Origin of the sequence: Novosphingobium sp. KA1 (genome assembly GCF_017309955.1) — a bacterium.
Taxonomy (GTDB): domain Bacteria; phylum Pseudomonadota; class Alphaproteobacteria; order Sphingomonadales; family Sphingomonadaceae; genus Novosphingobium.
Window position 1 is genome coordinate 2,155,636 of the sequence record NZ_CP021247.1, and the last position, 17,359, is coordinate 2,172,994.

General features: G+C 65.4%; 15 protein-coding genes. 6 read left to right on the forward strand and 9 right to left on the reverse strand.

Annotated elements, in window-relative coordinates; genetic code table 11:
- The first annotated feature begins 138 nt into the window (after nucleotides 1-138).
- The gene (locus CA833_RS10465) at nucleotides 139-1,446 is read left to right on the forward strand and encodes a polysaccharide lyase family 1 protein (protein WP_207080048.1); all 1,308 of its coding nucleotides are present in this window, start codon (nucleotides 139-141) and stop codon (nucleotides 1,444-1,446) included.
- Nucleotides 1,443-1,847, forward strand: a complete 405-nt coding sequence (locus tag CA833_RS10470; RefSeq protein WP_207077985.1) for a cupin domain-containing protein — start codon at nucleotides 1,443-1,445, stop codon at nucleotides 1,845-1,847. Before CA833_RS10465 ends, CA833_RS10470 begins: the two co-directional genes overlap by 4 nt.
- 310 nt (nucleotides 1,848-2,157) lie before the next feature.
- Here CA833_RS10470 and CA833_RS10475 read toward each other — a convergent pair whose 3' ends face one another.
- From CA833_RS10475 to CA833_RS10500, 6 genes are all read right to left on the reverse strand, one after another.
- Nucleotides 2,158-3,105, reverse strand: coding sequence for an IS481 family transposase (locus CA833_RS10475; protein WP_142632503.1), 948 nt, complete (start codon nucleotides 3,103-3,105; stop codon nucleotides 2,158-2,160).
- Between the two features lie 308 nt (nucleotides 3,106-3,413).
- Entirely contained in the window at nucleotides 3,414-4,994 is a 1,581-nt protein-coding gene (locus tag CA833_RS10480) for a carboxylesterase/lipase family protein (protein ID WP_207077986.1), read from the reverse strand.
- The gene (locus CA833_RS10485; RefSeq protein ID WP_207077987.1) at nucleotides 4,957-5,967 is read right to left on the reverse strand and encodes a sugar kinase; all 1,011 of its coding nucleotides are present in this window, start codon (nucleotides 5,965-5,967) and stop codon (nucleotides 4,957-4,959) included. The genes CA833_RS10480 and CA833_RS10485 overlap by 38 nt, the downstream gene beginning before the upstream one ends.
- A gap of 11 nt (nucleotides 5,968-5,978) precedes the next feature.
- Complete coding sequence (kduD, locus tag CA833_RS10490; RefSeq protein WP_207077988.1) at nucleotides 5,979-6,734, reverse strand: 2-dehydro-3-deoxy-D-gluconate 5-dehydrogenase KduD; 756 nt, start codon at nucleotides 6,732-6,734, stop codon at nucleotides 5,979-5,981.
- 14 nt (nucleotides 6,735-6,748) lie between these two features.
- The gene (kduI, locus tag CA833_RS10495; protein WP_142635528.1) at nucleotides 6,749-7,585 is read right to left on the reverse strand and encodes a 5-dehydro-4-deoxy-D-glucuronate isomerase; all 837 of its coding nucleotides are present in this window, start codon (nucleotides 7,583-7,585) and stop codon (nucleotides 6,749-6,751) included.
- Between the two features lie 133 nt (nucleotides 7,586-7,718).
- Nucleotides 7,719-8,774 carry a LacI family DNA-binding transcriptional regulator gene (locus CA833_RS10500; RefSeq protein WP_207077989.1) on the reverse strand — a complete coding sequence of 352 codons (1,056 nt, stop codon included), beginning with the start codon at nucleotides 8,772-8,774 and terminating at the stop codon, nucleotides 7,719-7,721.
- A 130-nt stretch (nucleotides 8,775-8,904) separates the two neighbouring features.
- On the opposite strand from CA833_RS10500, the gene CA833_RS10505 reads away from it, so the two are divergent.
- From CA833_RS10505 to CA833_RS10515, 3 genes are all read left to right on the forward strand, one after another.
- Nucleotides 8,905-10,407, forward strand: coding sequence for a UxaA family hydrolase (locus tag CA833_RS10505; protein WP_207077990.1), 1,503 nt, complete (start codon nucleotides 8,905-8,907; stop codon nucleotides 10,405-10,407).
- An 84-nt stretch (nucleotides 10,408-10,491) separates the two neighbouring features.
- Nucleotides 10,492-11,295, forward strand: a complete 804-nt coding sequence (locus CA833_RS10510; RefSeq protein ID WP_370584497.1) for a 2-keto-4-pentenoate hydratase — start codon at nucleotides 10,492-10,494, stop codon at nucleotides 11,293-11,295.
- A 55-nt stretch (nucleotides 11,296-11,350) separates the two neighbouring features.
- Complete coding sequence (locus CA833_RS10515) at nucleotides 11,351-12,667, forward strand: MFS transporter (RefSeq protein WP_207077991.1); 1,317 nt, start codon at nucleotides 11,351-11,353, stop codon at nucleotides 12,665-12,667.
- Nucleotides 12,668-13,132: 465 nt separating this feature from the next.
- Here CA833_RS10515 and CA833_RS10520 read toward each other — a convergent pair whose 3' ends face one another.
- Entirely contained in the window at nucleotides 13,133-14,410 is a 1,278-nt protein-coding gene (locus CA833_RS10520; RefSeq protein WP_207077992.1) for a cytochrome P450, read from the reverse strand.
- Between the two features lie 181 nt (nucleotides 14,411-14,591).
- Here CA833_RS10520 and CA833_RS10525 point away from each other — a divergent pair, with 181 nt between their 5' ends.
- On the forward strand, nucleotides 14,592-15,860 hold the full coding sequence (locus CA833_RS10525; protein WP_207077993.1) for an amidohydrolase family protein: 1,269 nt from the start codon (nucleotides 14,592-14,594) through the stop codon (nucleotides 15,858-15,860).
- A 69-nt stretch (nucleotides 15,861-15,929) separates the two neighbouring features.
- Here CA833_RS10525 and CA833_RS10530 read toward each other — a convergent pair whose 3' ends face one another.
- Nucleotides 15,930-16,331, reverse strand: a complete 402-nt coding sequence (locus tag CA833_RS10530) for a DUF1489 family protein (protein WP_142635516.1) — start codon at nucleotides 16,329-16,331, stop codon at nucleotides 15,930-15,932.
- Nucleotides 16,332-16,495: 164 nt separating this feature from the next.
- On the reverse strand, nucleotides 16,496-17,116 hold the full coding sequence (locus CA833_RS10535) for a DUF3885 domain-containing protein (protein WP_207077994.1): 621 nt from the start codon (nucleotides 17,114-17,116) through the stop codon (nucleotides 16,496-16,498).
- Nucleotides 17,117-17,359: the final 243 nt, after the last annotated feature.

A 17,359-nucleotide genomic window follows, 5' to 3' on the forward strand; every position in this document is an offset into this window, starting at 1 on the left:
CCCAGTTCTTTCTTGCCGGTCTTGGTAACCGGTGTCATGAGTTATGAGCGCAGGGACCCCACCCTGTCAAGAACCAGTGCAAACGGGAGATGCACAGTGAAGAAATCGACGGCGTTCAGCCGCTTGTTCCTCGCCTCCATGCTGGCTTTGGCCGCCCCCCACTCGGCTTTCGCGCAGGCCAAGGATCCGACCACCGGCGGCGACGGCGGGCGAATCATCCGCGTCACCACGCTTGCCAAGGACGGCCCCGGATCGCTCAAGGCGGCGATCGATGCCAAGGGCAAGCGGACGGTCGTGTTCGAGGTGGGCGGGGTGATCGACCTTGGCCGTTCGGTCCTCGAGATCGACGAGCCCTACCTCACCATCGCCGGGCAGACCGCGCCCTCGCCGGGCATCACCATCGTGCGCGGCGGCATCGATCTCAAGGGGCACGACGTCAAGATCAGCCACTTGCGGGTGATGACCGGCGCCGACGGCCAGCCGCATCTCTCCAACTGGGAGGCCGATGCCTTCTCCACCGTCGCCGCGCACAACGTGGTGATCGAGCATTGCTCGTTCCTCTGGGCGATCGACGAGAACATGTCGGCCTCCGGCCCGCGCTTTGCCGGCAAGGACGTCAAGGAATGGCGCGCCAATACCAGCCATGACGTGCTGTTCCGCGAGAACCTCGCCGCCGAAGGGCTGGCCAATGCCAGCCACCCCAAGGGCGAGCATTCCAAGGGCTCGCTGGTCCACGACAACACCACCGGCATCGTCTTCTACCGCAATGTCTGGGCGCACAACATGGAGCGCTCGCCGCTGGTGAAGGGCGGGGCCCAGGTGCTGATGATCAACAACATGATCTACGATCCCGGCCACCGCGCGGTGCACTACAACCTGATGAACCTCGAATGGGCGGGGCACCCTTACGTCACCGGCGAGATCACCGCCGTCGGCAATGTCATGCGCGCGGGCAATTCCACCGCGCCGGGCCTGCCGTTCCTGACGCTGGGCGGCGACGGCGACCTGGCCTGGTTCTCGAAGGACAACATCAACGTCGACCGCTGGGGCAATCCGGTGCCGATGCTGGGCCGCTACGGGGTGACCAGGGCCAAGGTGATCGAGGCGCCGCAGCCGCTCGCCAGCCTTGAGGGCTACCGGATCACGCCTGCTGCCACGCTGGAAACCGACCTGCTCTCCACCGTCGGCGCCCGTCCGTGGGACCGTGCGCCCGACGATATCCGCGTGCTGTTCTTCGTGGCCGAAGGACGCGGCGAGATCATCGACGACGAGAAGCTGGTCGGCGGCTACCCCCACCCGGCGGAAACCCGCGCGGCCTTTGTCGACAAGGACTGGAACCTCGTGACGATGACGCCGAAGTCGGGGGTCTATCCGGGCCAGCATGCCGGGGCGCAGGAGAAGCTCTCCGAACGCGACAAGGCGATGCGCCAGGGCGGTACGCAGTGATCGCGGCGCTGCTGCTCATGGCCGCGTCCGCGCCGCCCATGGCCGTGATCGACGAGAAGGATACCGTGCGCGAGGAGGCTCCTCCGCACGGCGAGATCGGCATGAGCACGGCCTACCGCATCTCCGACTCTGCGCCGGCCCCGCGCGCGATGGAATTCCGCCGCCGCGTCCTCCACAAGGGCGCGGCGATCGGTGAGCATCCCATCGCGCACGACGAGGTCTACTACGTGCTCTCGGGCGAGGGGGAGGTGGTGTCGGACGGCAAGCGGGCCATGCTGAAGCCGGGGATGACGGCCTACCTCTACAACGGCGCGGTCGTCGGTATCTGGCAGAAGGGGGATGCGCCGCTGTCGCTGATCGTGGCTTATCCCAATCCGCCTAAGTCTGAAGAGAAGAAGTAAGGGTAAGGCAGGGGAGCATAGCCCCCCTGCACCCCCATTACCGTCTAGGTCGTAAACTCATAAACAGCACCATCGAGGCGCCCAAATGGCGAACAGATCGGGCCGAAGTTGCCGCCGGGCGGGCTGGTTGCCCGTCCAAGGCAGCTTCGGTTCGAGATGGAAGCCATTTGGGCGCCCCTTCGGGGTTTGACCAAAATGGCCCAGCGCTGCGTCGGGAAGTCTTGAAATATCGACATATTCCAGCGCCTTCCCTCCTGCCGCTGAGCCATTTTGCCTCAAACCTCGATGGTGCCGTTTATGAGTTTACGACCTAGGTGTTTAGTCCCAACATGTGATGGTTAGGTTTGACGATAAAGATGTGAGGCTTTGATTTCCAGAGTTCCTCGACAGCTTCGTAAGGCGTTCGGAACTTGAGCGCCTTGAGCTGCTTGGCGAAGTTGTAGGCGGTCAGCCAGTCACGGACGTGCCGTCGCAGTTCGTTGATCGAGGCGTAATGGAAGGATTTGACGGTCGCCTCCTTGATGGTTCGCACCATGCGTTCGGCCTGCCCGTTGGTCCAGGGATGATAGGGCTTGGTTAGCCGGTGCTCGATACCGTTTTCCTGACAGACGCGGCCGAAGATGTGCGGGAAGGACAGGCCGGTGCCACGCTCGAACTGGGCGAACTGCACGCCGTTGTCGGTGAGGATGGTGTGAATCTTGTAGGGCACCGTCCTGATCAATGCTTTCAGGAAGCCGGCTGCGACCAGCTTCGTCGCTCTGCGATAGATGCGTGCGAAGACCAGCTTGGATGTGCGGTCCACGGCGACATAGAGGTAGGCCTTGCCATCCTCATAACGCAGTTCGGCGATATCGATGTGGAAGTAGCCGATCTCGTAGTTCTTGAACTTCTGCGGCTTCTCGCGATCGGCTTTGGGCAACTGGCTGATCCCATGCCGTTGCAGGCAGCGATGCAACGACGAGCGGCTCAGATGCGGGATCACGTCCTTGAGCGCGATGTAAACATCGTCGAGTGGCAGCCGGGCCTGCACCCGCAGCGCCACGATCGCGGCTTCCTCCATTGGGGAGAGCACAGTGCTGCGCCGCTCCCTCGGTCCCATCGGCAAGTCTTCCACCGATTGCCGCTTGCGCCACTTCAGGACCGTTTTCTCGTTGATCCCGTACTTCTTGGCGAGGTGCGCGACCGAAGCTTGCGATCGCTGTAGCTCTGCTCGAATGGCGTGCGTGGTCTTGGCGCTGCCATGGAGAACCTGGCCCATAAATCCCTCCGCTGTGATGGGGATACTTTTACACCATCACATGTTGGGACCAAACACCTAGGTCACTCGGGCCAACTGCGTAGTGCGCGCATGGTGGCGTCGGAATTTGTGATGGCTGCGCCGCTTGGTCGTGGATGCGGCTGCGGCCCGCGCCGGTTTGGCTCATCAGTTTAATCTCAAAACCCCGTCATCCCCGCGAAGGCGGGGATCCCGCTTCTTGAACGGTGCGCGCGGCCGCCACGTCGCAAAGAAAAGCGGGACCCCCGCCTTCGCGGGGGCGACGGAGGGTAATGTAACAACCGTTGCCTTCAAGTTCCCGGCTGGACGTAAGGCGCCGTGGCCCAAAGCTCCCGCTGCCACCCGCGCGGATCGGCCTCCACGCGCACCGTGTCCCCGAACACCATCGTCGCGCGCTGGGGCAGCGTATAGGCGGCCCAGTCCGCGATCCCCGGTCGCCCGGTTTTCGCAAGGCCGGTGAACGCCCCCATCATCGCCGTGCTCAGCGCCTGCGCCGCCGCATCGGTGCCGGAAAAGCTGCCTTTCGCATCGAGCGTGCCGAACACGTAGGGAATGTCGTCCGTATGCGCCGCACCGCGCAGCGGATCGAGGGGTGAGGGGCGATCAAGCTGATAGACCCAGGTCGCCGCCGCGCCCGCCTTGGCGCGTTCGTCCGCCTCGATCACCTGTCCGGGCCAGGAGCGGCCCGCCGTGGTCGCCGCATAATAGACCTGCTCAACGCTCCAGCCCGGTTCGCGGGCACGGTACTGGTCGATCACCCATTGCGGGTCGAGATCGATCTTCACCTCGCGGCCCATGCGCGCGGCGACATTGCTCCAGTCGAGGCCTTTCAGCTTGGGCCCACGCGGATCGAGGAAGGCGCGGGTCTCATCGTGCACATTGCCGAGAATCATCGGCACCGAGAGCGACTGCGGCGCGGCGTCGGGCCAGAACGGGTGGCGCGGCAGGTTGGTCATGTCCAGCACCGGGCCGAAGTAGACCGGGCCGCTGCCCATCACCGGATCGGTGGTGTCGAGCGCGGCGGTCAGGCGCTCCACGGGCATCGTGCGCAAGGCCTCTACATCGCCGGGGGAGAGCCCGAGCGCCGCCATCAGCGCCTGCGTGCGCGCCCAGGCGTGCATCGGTCCGCTGGCCTGCACCTGCTGCCCGCTCATTGTCGCGGCGGCGTGGAACAGGCCCCTGGCGGCGGGCATGGCCATGAGCGTGGCGATCTTGGCGCCGCCGCCGGACTGGCCGAACACCATGACCCGCGCCGGATCGCCGCCGAACGCGGCGATATGCGCACGCACCCATTGCAGCGCGAGGATCAGGTCGAGCTGGCCGAGATTGCCGCTGTCCGCGTACTTGGCGCCGAAGGGTTTGAGCCACGCGTACCCCAGCGCATTGAGCCGGTGATTGACGGTGACGACCACCACGTCGCCGCCCGCCGCCAGCTTCGCGCCGTGGGTGAGCGGATCGGTGACCGAGCCGGTGGTGTAGGCGCCGCCGTGGAAATAGACCATGACCGCGCGCCGGGCGGCGGGGTTTGCCTCGGGTGTCCAGACGTTGAGGAACAGGCAGTCTTCGGACTGCGGCTGGTCGTCCAGCCCGCGCTGCGGGCAGATCGGGCCGAAGCGCAGGGCTTCCAGCGGCGCTCCGCCGAATGGTTCGGCCACGGCGCGTGCGAAGCGTGCCGCGCGGCCATAGCGGATACCGAGGAACTGGCAGATGCCGTTTTCGACCACGCCGCGGCACCGGCCCGCGACGGCCATTTGCGGCGGCGTGGCAAGCACCGGCGCGGCCCCGGCGGCGAGCGCGACAGCCCCGCCCGCCAGTACCGCGCGCCGGGTGGTTTCAGCGCCGGACGTCGCCTCCTGAAGCGGAAAAGGCATCGAGTTCTCCCTGTCCGATCAGGCACATGTCTCCGGGCAGCGAGTGCTTCAGCACCGTATAGGCCAGCCCGGCCTGCGCCATTCTTTGAATATCCGCGCCGTTCAGCCAGCCGTGCAGCACGCCCGCCGCAAAGGCGTCTCCGGTGCCGATGCGGTCGACGATCTGCGTCACTTCGACCTCGTCGGTCTGGAATCCGCCCTCGCGTCCGTCGATCCGCGCGGCGATGCGGTGGTGGGCGGCGTTGACGACCTGCCGTGCGGTCGAGCCGATGATCTGGAGATTGGGGAAAGCGGCAAAGGCCGCCTCGGCCGCCTCGCGCCGACGGTCCTCGCCATCGCCGGAGAACGTCTGGCCGAGCAGCAGCGAGATGTCGCGGTGGTTGCCGATCATTACCGTCGCGGCGGAGACCAGTTCGGTCAGCACTTCGCGCGGATTGCTGTCCCAGCTTTCCCAGAGCAGCGCGCGGTAATTGCCGTCGAAGCAGATCGGCACGCCGGCCTCCTGCGCCGCGCGCACCGCCGCCTTGGCCAGCGTGACGCCGCCGGGGCCAAGCGCCGGGGTAATGCCGGACAAGTGCAGCAGCCGGGCGCCGTCAAGCGCGGCGCCAAAGTCGAAGTCCTGCGGCGCGCTGGTCGCAAAGGTGCTGCCGGCGCGGTCGTAGGTGATTGCGGAAGGGCGCAGGCCCGCGCCGCTTTCGAGGAAATAGAGCCCCATGCGGCCCGTGCCGGTGGCGACATGGCGCGTGTCCACGCCTGCCGCCGCCAGGGCCGAGCGGGCCTTGTCGCCCAGCGGACTGGCGGGCAGCCGCGTGACCATGCGCACGCCATGGCCCAGCGAGGCAAGGCCGGAGGCGACATTGGCCTCGGCCCCGCCCACCACCATGTCCAGCGCATCGCACTGAACCATCAGGCGGTGGGAAGGGGTGGCGAAGCGCAGCAGCACTTCGCCGAAGCAGGTTACATGTCCGGTCATGGGGCTCGTTTTCAGCGTGCCAGCCAGCCGCCGTCAACCGCCAGCACATGGCCGGTGACGTAGTCGGAAGCGGGCGAGGCGAGGAACACGGCGGCCCCGGCGATGTCCTTGGGGTCGCCCCAGCGGCCGGTCGGGATGCGCTCCAGGATCTGGCGGTTGCGCGTCTCGTCGCCTTGCAGGGCCGCGGTGTTGTTGGTGGCAATGTAGCCCGGGGCGATGGCGTTTACCTGCACGCCCTTGGCGGCAAGCTCGTTGGCCATGGCCTTGGTCACGCCGCCCACGCCCGACTTCGCCGCCGCATAGCTGGGTACGCGGATGCCGCCCTGGAAGGTGAGCAGCGAGGCGATGTTGACGATCTTTCCGGTTCCGCGCTCCACCATGCCCTTCGCTGCCGCCTGGCTGAGGAAGAACAGGGTCTTGAGGTTGGTGTCCATCACCGCGTCCCAGTCCTCTTCGGAGAACTGGAGCAGGTCGTCGCGGCGGATGATCCCGGCATTGTTGACGAGAATATCGACTTTGCCGAGCCCGGCCACCGCCTCGTCGATTACCCGCTGCACGGGCTCGATCGAGGAGAGGTCGGCCTTGATGTTCACGCACCTGCGCCCGGTCGCCGCGATCAGGGCGAGGGTTTCGGTCGGTTCGCTGCGGCCCGCGAGGGCCACGTCGGCGCCCGCCTGAGCAAGCGCCACGGCAATGGCCTGCCCGATCCCGGTGTTCGCACCGGTCACGAGCGCGGCCTTGCCTTCGAGGCTGAAGGAAATCGCCATCTGCTGTCGCTCCCTTACTGGAGCTGGCAGATGTCGAGGACGTTCATGTCGGTATAGTCGAGGTTTTCCCCGCCCATGGCCCAGATGAACGCGTACTTCTTGGTGCCCGAACCCATGTGGATCGACCACGGCGGGCTGATCACCGCCTCTTCGTTGGCGATCACGATGTGGCGCATCTGGTCGGGCTCGCCCATGTAGTGGAAGATGCGGTCGTTCTCTTCGGGCAGTTCGAAGTAGAGGTAGATCTCGCTGCGGCGGTCGTGGAGGTGCGGGGGCATGGTGTTCCACACCGAACCTTCTTCCAGCACGGTCAGGCCCAGCAGCAGCTGCGCGCTTTCGCAGACGCCGGGGATGACCAGCTGGTAGATCGTGCGCTGGTTCGAATTGGCCAGATCGCCGCGCGCCAGCGGGTTGGCTTCGGCCAGCGTGATCAGCTTGATCGGGCAGGCCTTATGCGCGGGCACAGAGGCGATGTAGAACCGCGCGGTTTCGCCCTCGAAGATCACCTCGTCCGAACCCATCGGCACGTAGAGGCATTCCTTGTTGCCGACTTCAAATCGCTGGCCGTCGACCGTGATCGCGCCGGGGCCGCCGATGTTGGTGATGCCGGCTTCGCGGCGTTCGAGGAAGGGCTTGCCTTCCGCGCTCTTGGGAACGGTCTGCGCGGGCAGCTTGAGCGGGCCTTGCGAGGGCACCGCGCCGCCGATCACGAAGCGCTCGTTGTGCGAATAGTTGAGCTGGACCTTGCCGTCCTCGAACATGCCGGTGACGAGGTAGCGATCGCGCAGTTCCTCGTTGGAGACGCACTCCATCATGTCGGGATGGGTGGCGTGGTAGGTCTTGCAGAACACGGGGCTCTCTCCCATTGGAATTCGGTCCCGTATAGTGGGACATTATTACATTTATGGTCAAGTCATATCCGGCTTTGGTAACCGGTGTCAATGGTGGGTAAAGTGCAAGGACCGACGGTCGGCGCTGTTTCCCTCAGTTCGCTTCGGGAGGGGCCACCGAGGCGCGGCGCACCAGATCGGACAGGAACAGCGCCTGCCGCGACAGGGCATCGCCGGGTTCGATCAATTTATGCGCGGCGGCGGCGGCCATCGGCACGATCGGCCAGCGCACGGTGGTCAGCGGCGGCCAGATATGCGCGGCGATGGCGGTATCGTCGAAGCCGATGATCGAAAGCTGGGCGGGCACGTCGATCCCGCGTTCGCGCGCGGCGTGGAGCAGGCCGGCGGCCATCTCGTCGTTGCTGGAGAACACCGCGGTAGGGCGCGGCGAGGCGTCGAGCAGGCGCTGTCCGGCCTCGTAGCCCGATTCGAACTTGTAGTCCCCCCGTGTCGCCAGTGCCGGGTCGGGGGCGAGCCCGGCTTCGGCGAGGCCTTCGGCAAAGCCCTGTTCGCGCTCGTAGGCGGAGCGGAAGCCGGCGGGGCCGGCGATGAAGCCGATACGCTTGTGGCCGAGACTGGCGAGCCAGGCCACGGCGTCACGTACCGCTTGCCGGTCGTTCGAGGCCACCAGATGCGCCTCGTTGTCGAGTTCGGCCGAGCCCATGCGCACCAGCGTGCAGCCCAGTTCGCGGCAGAGCGCGGCCAGTTCGTCGTTCTCGGAAATCGGTGGCAGCAGCAGTACGCCGTAGAGCCGCTGCTGTTCGATGAAGTGGCGGATATCGTCCAGCAGCCTGGGCGAATGGCGGTCCACCGGGCGCACCACCAGCGCGAATTCGGTGTCGCGGATCGTCTGCAGGATGCCTTCCTGCACCCCCAGCACCATCTGCGCGTTCGGGTTGTCGTGGATCAGGCCGATCAGGAAATTGCGCCGCAGTGCGAGCGCGCGGGCCTGGAGATTGGGCACGAAGCCCAGTTCCGCGATCACCGCCTCCACCTTCTCGCGCGTGGCCTGGCCCAGCAGCGGCGACTTGTTGATGACGCGGCTGACGGTCTTTTTCGAGACGCCGGAAATGCGCGCGACATCGTTGATCGTGGGCTTGGCCGTGGGAATCCCGGCGGCAGGGGCGTCTGACTTGGATTCTTTCGGCATTCTCGCCCCTCTGGCCTCTCGCCCGTCTGTTCTCAAGAGGCGCTGTCGGGACCGACTTGCCTTCTGATCGTTGCAAAGGCAAGATGACACCGGTTTCCAAAACAGGGAAGCCCGGATAAACGGGCCAGCGATGACACAGGCAATTCCTCCCTCCATTCGTATTCACGCCGCCGACGATGTGGCCGTGGCGCTGCGTCCGCTCGCCGCCGGAGAGCAGGCGGAAGGCGTGGTCCTGACCGGCGACGTGGCGCGCGGGCACAAGTTCGCGCTGCACGATATTGCCGAGGGCGCGCCGGTGGTGAAGTACGGCCAGCCGATCGGCCGGGCGACCCGTGCCATCGCCGCGGGCGACCATGTCCACACGCACAATCTCGCGACCGCTCTCGCTGGCGAACTGGCCTATTCGCCGCACCTCGGCGCGGCGCAAGTGCAGGCGGAAGAGGGGGCGGAGATGCCCACATGGCGGGGTTATCGGCGCGCCGACGGGCGCGCGGCGACGCGTAACGAGATCTGGATCCTGCCCACCGTAGGCTGCGTCGGCATGACCGCCGAACAGGTCGCACGCGAGGCGCAGGCGCGCCATGCCGATCTGATCGCGGCGGGCCGGATCGACGGTATCCACGCCTTTGCGCACCCGCACGGCTGCTCGCAACTGGGGGACGACCTCGACGGCACCCGCGCGGTGCTGGCGGGACTGGCGGCCAGCCCCAATGCGGCGGGTGTGCTGCTGCTGGGGCTCGGCTGCGAATCGAACCAGCTCGATGCCCTGGTGGAGGCGGTGCCGGTCTGGGCGCGTGCGAAACTGCGCCTGCTTTCCAGCCAGAGCGCGGGCAACGAGATCGTGGAAGCGGGCAAGCTGGTTGACGAACTGGTGGCCGAAGCGGCCAGGGCCGAGCGGACGCAGCAGCCGCTGTCGGCGCTGACCATCGGCCTCAAGTGCGGCGGGTCGGACGGGTTCTCCGGCCTTACCGCCAACCCTTTGCTGGGGCGCCTGTCGGAGACGATGGCGCGCGCTGGCGGCAAGGCGATCCTTACGGAAATCCCGGAGATTTTCGGGGCCGAACAGGCCCTGCTGGACCGCTCCAGCTCGCGCGAGGTGTTCGAGGCGGCGGCGGGGCTGGTGAACCGGTTCAAGCGCTATTACCTCGATCAGGGGCTGCCGGTTTCGGAAAATCCCTCGCCGGGTAACCTTGCGGGCGGCATCACCACGCTGGAGGAAAAGTCGCTCGGCGCGGTGCAGAAGGCGGGCCATGCGCCGCTCTCGGACGTGATCGATTATGGCGGGCAGGCGAGCGTGCCCGGCCTCACCCTGATGGAAGCGCCGGGCAACGATGCGGTGTCCTCCACCGCGCTGGCGGCCTCGGGCGCCACTCTGGTGCTGTTCACCACCGGGCGAGGCACGCCGCTGGGTTTCCCGGTGCCGACGATCAAGGTGGCCTCCAACCGCACGCTCGCCGAATCGAAGCCGCACTGGATCGACTTTGACGCCTCGATCGCGCTGGATGAGGGGCAGGAGGCTGCCGACGCGGCATTTCTGGCCCGAATCCTGGCCTTTGCCAGCGGTGAACGCACTGCTTCCGAGCGCGGCGGCCAGCGCGCCATTGCCGTCTGGAAAAGGGGCGTAACCCTTTGATCGGGCTGACGGCGTCTAATTGGATTTGCTTATGACACCGGTTTCCTATAGCGATACGAACAACAAGACACGGGGTACAAGGGGATGAGTTTGACCGAACAGGCGAAATCGATCGCAGGGGCATTCGTGGCGGCGCGGCGCGAAAAGCGCGCTCTGGCCAGCTATCCCGGCGAGGCGCCTTCCGATCTCGACGCCGCTTATGCGATCCAGAACCTGGCGCTGGAACTGGACGGGCGCGAAGTGGCTGGCTGGAAGGTCGGCCGGATCAACGGTCCCGACGATGCGCGGCTTGGCGCCAATCGCCTGTCCGGGCCGATCTTCGCGGACAGCGTGGTCGATGCGCCTTCGGGCGAAGTGCCGGCGATGCCGGTCTTTGCCGAGGGTTTTGCCGCGGCCGAGGCGGAGTTCCTGCTCCATGTCGCGGCGGGCTGGAACGGTGAAGTGCCGGGCGATGACGCGGGCACGCTGGCGGTGCTGGATGCCGTCCATATCGGCCTCGAAATCGCCAGCTCGCCTTATCCCGGCATCAACGCCGACGGTCCGCCCGTTACCGTGTCCGACTTCGGCAACAACGCCGGCATGGTGATCGGCCCGGTCCTCGAGGGCTGGCAGAGCGCCGATTTCAACACGATCACCGTGCGCCTCGAGATCGACGGCGAGACCGCGGGCGAGGCGACGACCGCGACGATGCTCGACGGTCCGCTGGGCGCGGTGCGGTTCCTGCTCGCCAACCTCTCGGCGCGCGGCATCGATTGCAGTGCGGGCACATGGGTGTCCACCGGGGCGGTGACGGGTGTGCATCCGGTCTCTCCGGGACAGTCGGTGGCGGCCTCCTTCGCGCAGCACGGCACGGTGTGCTGCACCATCGCGGCGGCGGTGCCCGCCTGAACAGACATGACGATCCGGCAGGCCTAAAAGGGCCGCCGGACAAGGGAGCAGGGAAATGGATGCAGGCACCACAAGCGTGGCGGACGGGATCGGGAACGAGGCCGGGTCCAGCGTGCCCGCCGCGCCGGTAAAGGTCGGGCGTTACCGCTGGGTCGTGGTCTCGCTGCTTTTCGCGGCAACCGCGGTCAACTACATCGACCGCCAGATGATCGGCGTGCTGAAGCCCACGCTGGCGGGTGAGTTCGGCTGGACCGAAAGCGATTTTGCCGGCATCGTCTTCTGGTTCCAGCTCGCCTACGCGATCGGCTATCTCTCGTTCGGCAAGATCGTCGACGTGCTGGGGGCAAGGCTGGGCTATACCGTCGCCATCGTCATCTGGACCGTCAGCCACATGGCGCACGGCTTTGCCACCGGTGTCGCCAGCTTCGCGGCGGCGCGCTTCGGCCTCGGCATCGGCGAATCGGGCAACTTCCCGGCCGGCATCCGTGCCGTCACCGACTGGTTCCCCCAGAAGGAACGCGCTTTCGCCATCGGCCTGTTCAACGCCGGGGCCAACGTCGGCGCGATCATCACCCCGCTGCTGGTGCCGCTGCTGGTGCTGTGGTTCGACTGGCGGGCCGCCTTCTTTGTCACCGGCCTGTTCGGCATCGCCTGGCTGGCCGCCTGGTGGGTGATGTACCGCCACCCGATCAAGCACGGGCGCGTCTCGGCGGCGGAACTGGCCTGGATCCAGCAGGACCCGGCCGATCCGGTCGAGAAGATCGGCTGGATGCGGCTGCTGACGGTCAGGGAAACCTGGGCCTATGCGCTGGGCAAGTTCCTGATCGACCCGATCTGGTGGTTCTTCCTGTTCTGGCTGCCCGGCTATCTGTTCGAGCGCTACGATCTCGACCTCAAGACTTTCGGCCTGCCGCTCGCCGCGATCTACCTGATCTCCGACCTTGGCAGCGTCGGCGGCGGCTGGCTCTCCTCCAGGCTGCTCAAGGCGGGCCGCACGCCCAACTTCGCCCGCAAGGTGACGATGCTGATCAGCGCGCTCTGCGTGCTGCCGATCTGGTTCGCGCAGTCGATCGACAGCGTCTGGGGGGCAGTGCTGATCATCGGCCTGGCGACGGCGGCGCATCAGGCGTTCTCGGCCAATCTCTACACGCTGCCTTCGGACACGTTCCCGCGCGGGGCGGTGGGCTCGGTAGTGGGCATCGGCGGCACCGTGGGCGCGTTCGGTGGCATGGGGATGGCGCTGTTCGCGGGCTACATCCTCGATGCGACGCACAGCTATCAACTGCTCTTCGCGATTTGCGCGAGTGCCTATCTGCTGGCGCTGGCGGTGGTGCACCTGCTGAGCCCGAAGCTGGCTCAGGCCAGGATTTGAGGGAAAGAGGAAGTTCTGGGGGGATGATCCCCCAGACCCTCGGAACGTCTTCGTCGCGCCCTGCCTATCCGTAGCGCGCCCCTTGCGGCGCAGCCAATAAGTTTCCCGACGCAGCCATGGGCGCGCAACGGCGTTGGCCCGCGTGACCTAGGTCGTAAACTCATAAACGGCACCATCGAGGCGCCCAAATGGCGAACAGCTCGGGCCGAAGTTGCCGCCGGGCGGGCTGGTTGCCCGTCCAAGGCAGCTTCGGTTCGAGATGGAAGCCATTTGGGTGTCCCTGCGGGATTTGACCAAAATGGCCCAGCGCTGCGTCGGGAAGTCTTGAAATATCGACATATTCCAGCGCCTTCCCTCCTGCCGCTGAGCCATTTTGCCTCAAACCTCGATGGTGCCGTTTATGAGTTTACGACCTAGACGGTAATGGGGGGGCAGGGGGGCTATGCTCCCCTGCTTTCCTCTTACTTACTTCACATCCCAGACGATCGGCAGATTGCGGATCGAAAGCAGCCCCGGAAATACGGTGGTATCCGCTTCCGGCTTGACCCGGAACGGTGGGATCCGTTCGAACCACTGCTCCAGCAGCACCCGCAGTTCGCGCCGCGCCAGATGCGCGCCGAGGCAGATGTGCACGCCGCCGACGAAGGTGAAGTGGCGGTTCGCCTTGCGCTCCGGATCGAACTCGCGCGGGTTTTCGAAGCGGGCGGGGTCGAAGTTGCCGGCAGGGTTGAGGCAGGAGAACGAATCGCCCTGCTTCACCGCGATCCCGTGCCACTCGAAGTCCTTCTTCGCCGTGCGCGAGGAGGAGAGGATCGGCTGGGTGCGCAGGAACTCCTCGACCGCCGAGTTGATGAGTTCGGGATGGTCGCGCAGCCGTTTCTGCAGGTCCGGCTGGAGCGCGAGGCGGCGGAACATCTGGGCGATGGTGGCCGCCACGGTATCGAGCCCGCCCAGCCACAGGAACCAGACCATGCCGATCTTCTCGTCCTCGGTAAGGGCACGGCCCTCGATCTGGCCGTGGACGATGGAGGAGACGAGATGCTCGTCGGGGTTTTGCTCCTTCTCGGCGATGAAGGCGCGCAGGAAATCGAGCACGCCGCGCAGCGCCGCCTGCATCTTGTCGAGGCTGCCGGAGTGGAGGATGTCCCACTCCCAATCGAGGAACTGGTCGAACTTGTCGTCCGGGAAGCCCATCAGGCCCATGAAGATCCGCACCGGATAGACCCGTGCGAAGTCCCAGGCCATGTCGACCTCGCCCTTGTCCTCGATGGCGCCGATCATCTCGTCCACCACCTTGCGGATGCGCGGTTCGAGGTCGCGGGTGATGCGCGCCGGGCTGAAGTAGGGCATCAGGTAGAGCCGGTACTTCTGGTGGTCCGGCGGATCGATGGCGAGCGGGATGGACTTGAACGTCTCCCCGATCAGGCGCTGGAATTCGGCGGTCCCGGCGTTCGAGAAGTGCTCGTTGTCCGAATAGACGCGCTCGATGTCCTCGTAGTGCGTCACCACCCAGGAACCGCGCCGGTTGCCGCTGATGGCGCCGAGCCCGTGCATCGAGGGCGGGTTGAACAGCAGGCGCGGAATGTCCTCGCCCGCCAGCCAGCCCACCGGTTCGTAAGGGTCCACCAGATCGTTGGGTGCGGTGCCCATGGCGAAGGACAGATCGACGATCCGGTCCTTGGGTACATTGCCGGGCGCGTCGAATTCCACGCGGATGTCGTCGAGCGTGTGCGTTTGTGGCATGATGTTGTCTCCCGGGGCCATGGATGCCCGGAGCGCACCGTCGCGGCAAGGCGCGGCGAGGCCGCCCTATCGCGGCGCAGGGCGCGCGGGCCCATTCATCGCTTCGGCGTTGGGCTCATCGATTGATTGCAGCCCCCAAGGTTGCGACACGAGTCCCAATTGCATTTTGGGAGACAGGGCCATGGCAGATGGCGACACCAAGGAAATGAAGGAATCGGCGCGCAAGTACTGGTCGGCCGAGGGCTACACCAAGGGCGGCGTGATCCGCGAGGTGGACTACGCCACCCAGTCCGGCGGGCTTGATCCGTCGCTGGAAGGCATCAAGATCGTCGATACCGACACCCACATCGTCGAACCGCCGACGCTCTTCACCGACCGCGCGCCGGCCGGCATGAAGGACAAGATGCCTTACGTGAAGCGCGATGCCGACGGGGTGGATCGCTGGTATATCGGCGATCGCAACTGCGGCACGCTGGGCGGCAACGTCATCCGCAAGGACAACAACAAGCTGCTCGGCCGCCTTGCCTTCCCGACGCTGGAAGAAGCCCACGCCGGCGGCCACGAGATCGCCCCGCGCCTTCAGGCGATGGACGACATGGGCGTCTATGCGCAGATCTGCTTCCAGAACTCGGGCATCACCCAGGCGGGCATGCTGATGACGCTGGGCAACAACGATCTCGCCGTGCAGATCATGAAGATCTACAACGATTTCAATGCCGACTGGCAGCGTGAATCGGGCGAGCGGCTGTTCCCGATGGCGCACCTGCCGTTCTGGGACAAGGCGGAGATGGAAAAGGAAGCCCGCCGCTGCATCGACATGGGCCTGCGCGGTTTCGTGCTGCCCGATACGCCCGAGCGTGTCGGCGTGCCCAGCTTCAACCATGACTACTGGACGCCGTTCCTCGAGATGATCGATGCCGAGGGCATCTCGCTCAACTTCCACCTCAATGCCGCGATCGATCCGAACACGCTGACCTGGGAAGGTTTCCAGTTCGAGCAGACGCTCTCGGTGGTGGCGACGATGTTCTCGATCGGCAACGCGGCGACGCTGGGCAACTGGATGGTCTCGGGCCGTCTGGACCGCCACCCGAACCTCAAGATCGGCCTGATCGAGAGCGGCATGGGCTGGATTCCCTTCGCCGTCGAGGCGCTGGAGCACCAGTTCCAGGAAATGCTGCCCAGCAAGCGCAACGTGCTCAAGAAGCAGCCCTGGGACTACTTCCGCGATCACTTCATGTGCACCTTCTGGTTCGAGAAGATCGCGCCCAAGCAGTTGCTGGAAACCATCGGCGTCGACAATGTGATGTTCGAGACCGACTTCCCGCACCCCACCTCGCTCTATCCGGGCGTGCAGGCGCACATCAAGGACGTGCTGGGCGGCTACGACTACGCCATCAAGAAGAAGGTCCTGCAGGACAACGCAGCGCGTTTCTACAAGCTGCCGTTCTGACCTTCGGGCAGGGCTTTTCGAGGAACCGGGCCGGGGGCGGGCAACCGCTTCCGGCCTTTTCCTTGTGCGCTATACCAGCCCCAGTTTCGCCAGTTCGCGGGCGAGGGCAGGGGGCATCGCCTCCCCGGCGCTTTCGCCTTCGCCCAGATCGCGCGGGGCGTCCTTGTCGGCCAGATAACGCCAGCCCTGATGGGCGCGCTTGGGCTGGGTGACGACCGGGATCAGCACGGGCGCCAGGCGGATCCACCAGCGCCCGTCCTCGCGCTGCTCGAAGCCGAGAATGGGCGAGCGGCCGATCAGCGCATGCTCGTAGATCCAGAAAAGCGATCCCCCGGCCATCTCCTCCTGCCGCTTGGGCAGATAGCGCGTGGTCAGCCGCGCCTCGCCGAGATCGGCGTGGCTTTCCAGCCATGCCCGCAGGTCCGCCGGGCTTTCGGCGGAGAAGGCGATCTTGGTCATGTGCAGCGGCATGGACGCTAGATAGGAGCGCCGGGGCCCGCTGGCCAGTGGGGTTCTGGCGGGATTGCCGGAGCTTGTCGCAGCATGGAGCGGCAGTGCGCAGTCCAGGAGGCTTCGACAGGCTCAGCCTGAGCGGGACTGGGAGGTCTGATTTGGGTGGATTGCTGCCATAAGTTCTAGAACAGCTTCTCCATCCGTTCACGGTCATGGTCGAGAAGCCAATCGGCGAAGTCGGTGTGAATTCCATGAAGCTTGGCTGGCTCAAATGCAATCACGTCCATTCCTCGGTCGTCGTAGACATGCAGCATCACAGATTCAAAAGGATCAAGCAGGAAGGTTACGACCGGAGCACTCGGATAGATGGCCATCTCGCAGGCAATGGCGTGCCAAAGAATAGTGTCGCGAGCCAACTTGTCCCGACTGATATCATAGCTGCGCAGTGTCCATACATACGCTTCGTCATCTGGATCAGGATAAAGCGTTGCTTGCCATTCACTTACCAGCGGTCTGTCAAACCCCGTAGTGTGCAAGGCAGCAAATCCGTCCGTCACTTCGTCAGGGAGTCCTGCTGGAAATGGCGCTTGCCCATTCCAAGCAACCACTGCCACGCAAGTCTCGGTGAACAGCGCGTCAGTTATAATAGATGCTCGACGATGGGCTTGAAGAAAACGAGGAACTTGCTGGACGGTATTATCGAGCTCTTCGCCGCCCAACTCGAACCGCAGGCGAGCCTCCCCGGCGACAAAGCGCGTCGCCCACAGGCTCGACCATAGATGCTCAATTGAGGCGATATTCATAGAGTTAGGTAGGCAGATGGAGCGACAGATTGCAACGTCAGCAATGGGGCGTTTCCTGCCGTTCCGTATTTTAACCCAACCCCGCTCATGCTGAGCTTGTCGAAGCCCGCCCGCGGCGCGTGACCATCCACAGGTCGGCCTTCGTGCAGCGCTCTGCTGGCGGGGCGTCAACAAGCTCGGCCTGAGCGGGGTTGGGAGGTCTGCAACGGGGCGTGGCGCGACACAGCCGTTTGTGCGCAGATG

Coding starts and splice junctions, on each gene's coding strand:
- CA833_RS10485 (WP_207077987.1), bottom strand. CDS start 5,967: ATGACCGGACATGTAACCTGCTTCGGCGAAGTGCTGCTGCGCTTCGCC.
- CA833_RS10505 (WP_207077990.1), top strand. CDS start 8,905: ATGACACAGGCAATTCCTCCCTCCATTCGTATTCACGCCGCCGACGAT.
- CA833_RS10465 (WP_207080048.1), top strand. CDS start 139: ATGCTGGCTTTGGCCGCCCCCCACTCGGCTTTCGCGCAGGCCAAGGAT.
- CA833_RS10475 (WP_142632503.1), bottom strand. CDS start 3,105: ATGGGCCAGGTTCTCCATGGCAGCGCCAAGACCACGCACGCCATTCGA.
- CA833_RS10510 (WP_370584497.1), top strand. CDS start 10,492: ATGAGTTTGACCGAACAGGCGAAATCGATCGCAGGGGCATTCGTGGCG.
- CA833_RS10530 (WP_142635516.1), bottom strand. CDS start 16,331: ATGCCGCTGCACATGACCAAGATCGCCTTCTCCGCCGAAAGCCCGGCG.
- CA833_RS10515 (WP_207077991.1), top strand. CDS start 11,351: ATGGATGCAGGCACCACAAGCGTGGCGGACGGGATCGGGAACGAGGCC.
- CA833_RS10535 (WP_207077994.1), bottom strand. CDS start 17,116: ATGAATATCGCCTCAATTGAGCATCTATGGTCGAGCCTGTGGGCGACG.
- CA833_RS10520 (WP_207077992.1), bottom strand. CDS start 14,410: ATGCCACAAACGCACACGCTCGACGACATCCGCGTGGAATTCGACGCG.
- CA833_RS10500 (WP_207077989.1), bottom strand. CDS start 8,774: ATGCCGAAAGAATCCAAGTCAGACGCCCCTGCCGCCGGGATTCCCACG.
- kduD (WP_207077988.1), bottom strand. CDS start 6,734: ATGGCGATTTCCTTCAGCCTCGAAGGCAAGGCCGCGCTCGTGACCGGT.
- CA833_RS10525 (WP_207077993.1), top strand. CDS start 14,592: ATGGCAGATGGCGACACCAAGGAAATGAAGGAATCGGCGCGCAAGTAC.
- CA833_RS10480 (WP_207077986.1), bottom strand. CDS start 4,994: ATGCCTTTTCCGCTTCAGGAGGCGACGTCCGGCGCTGAAACCACCCGG.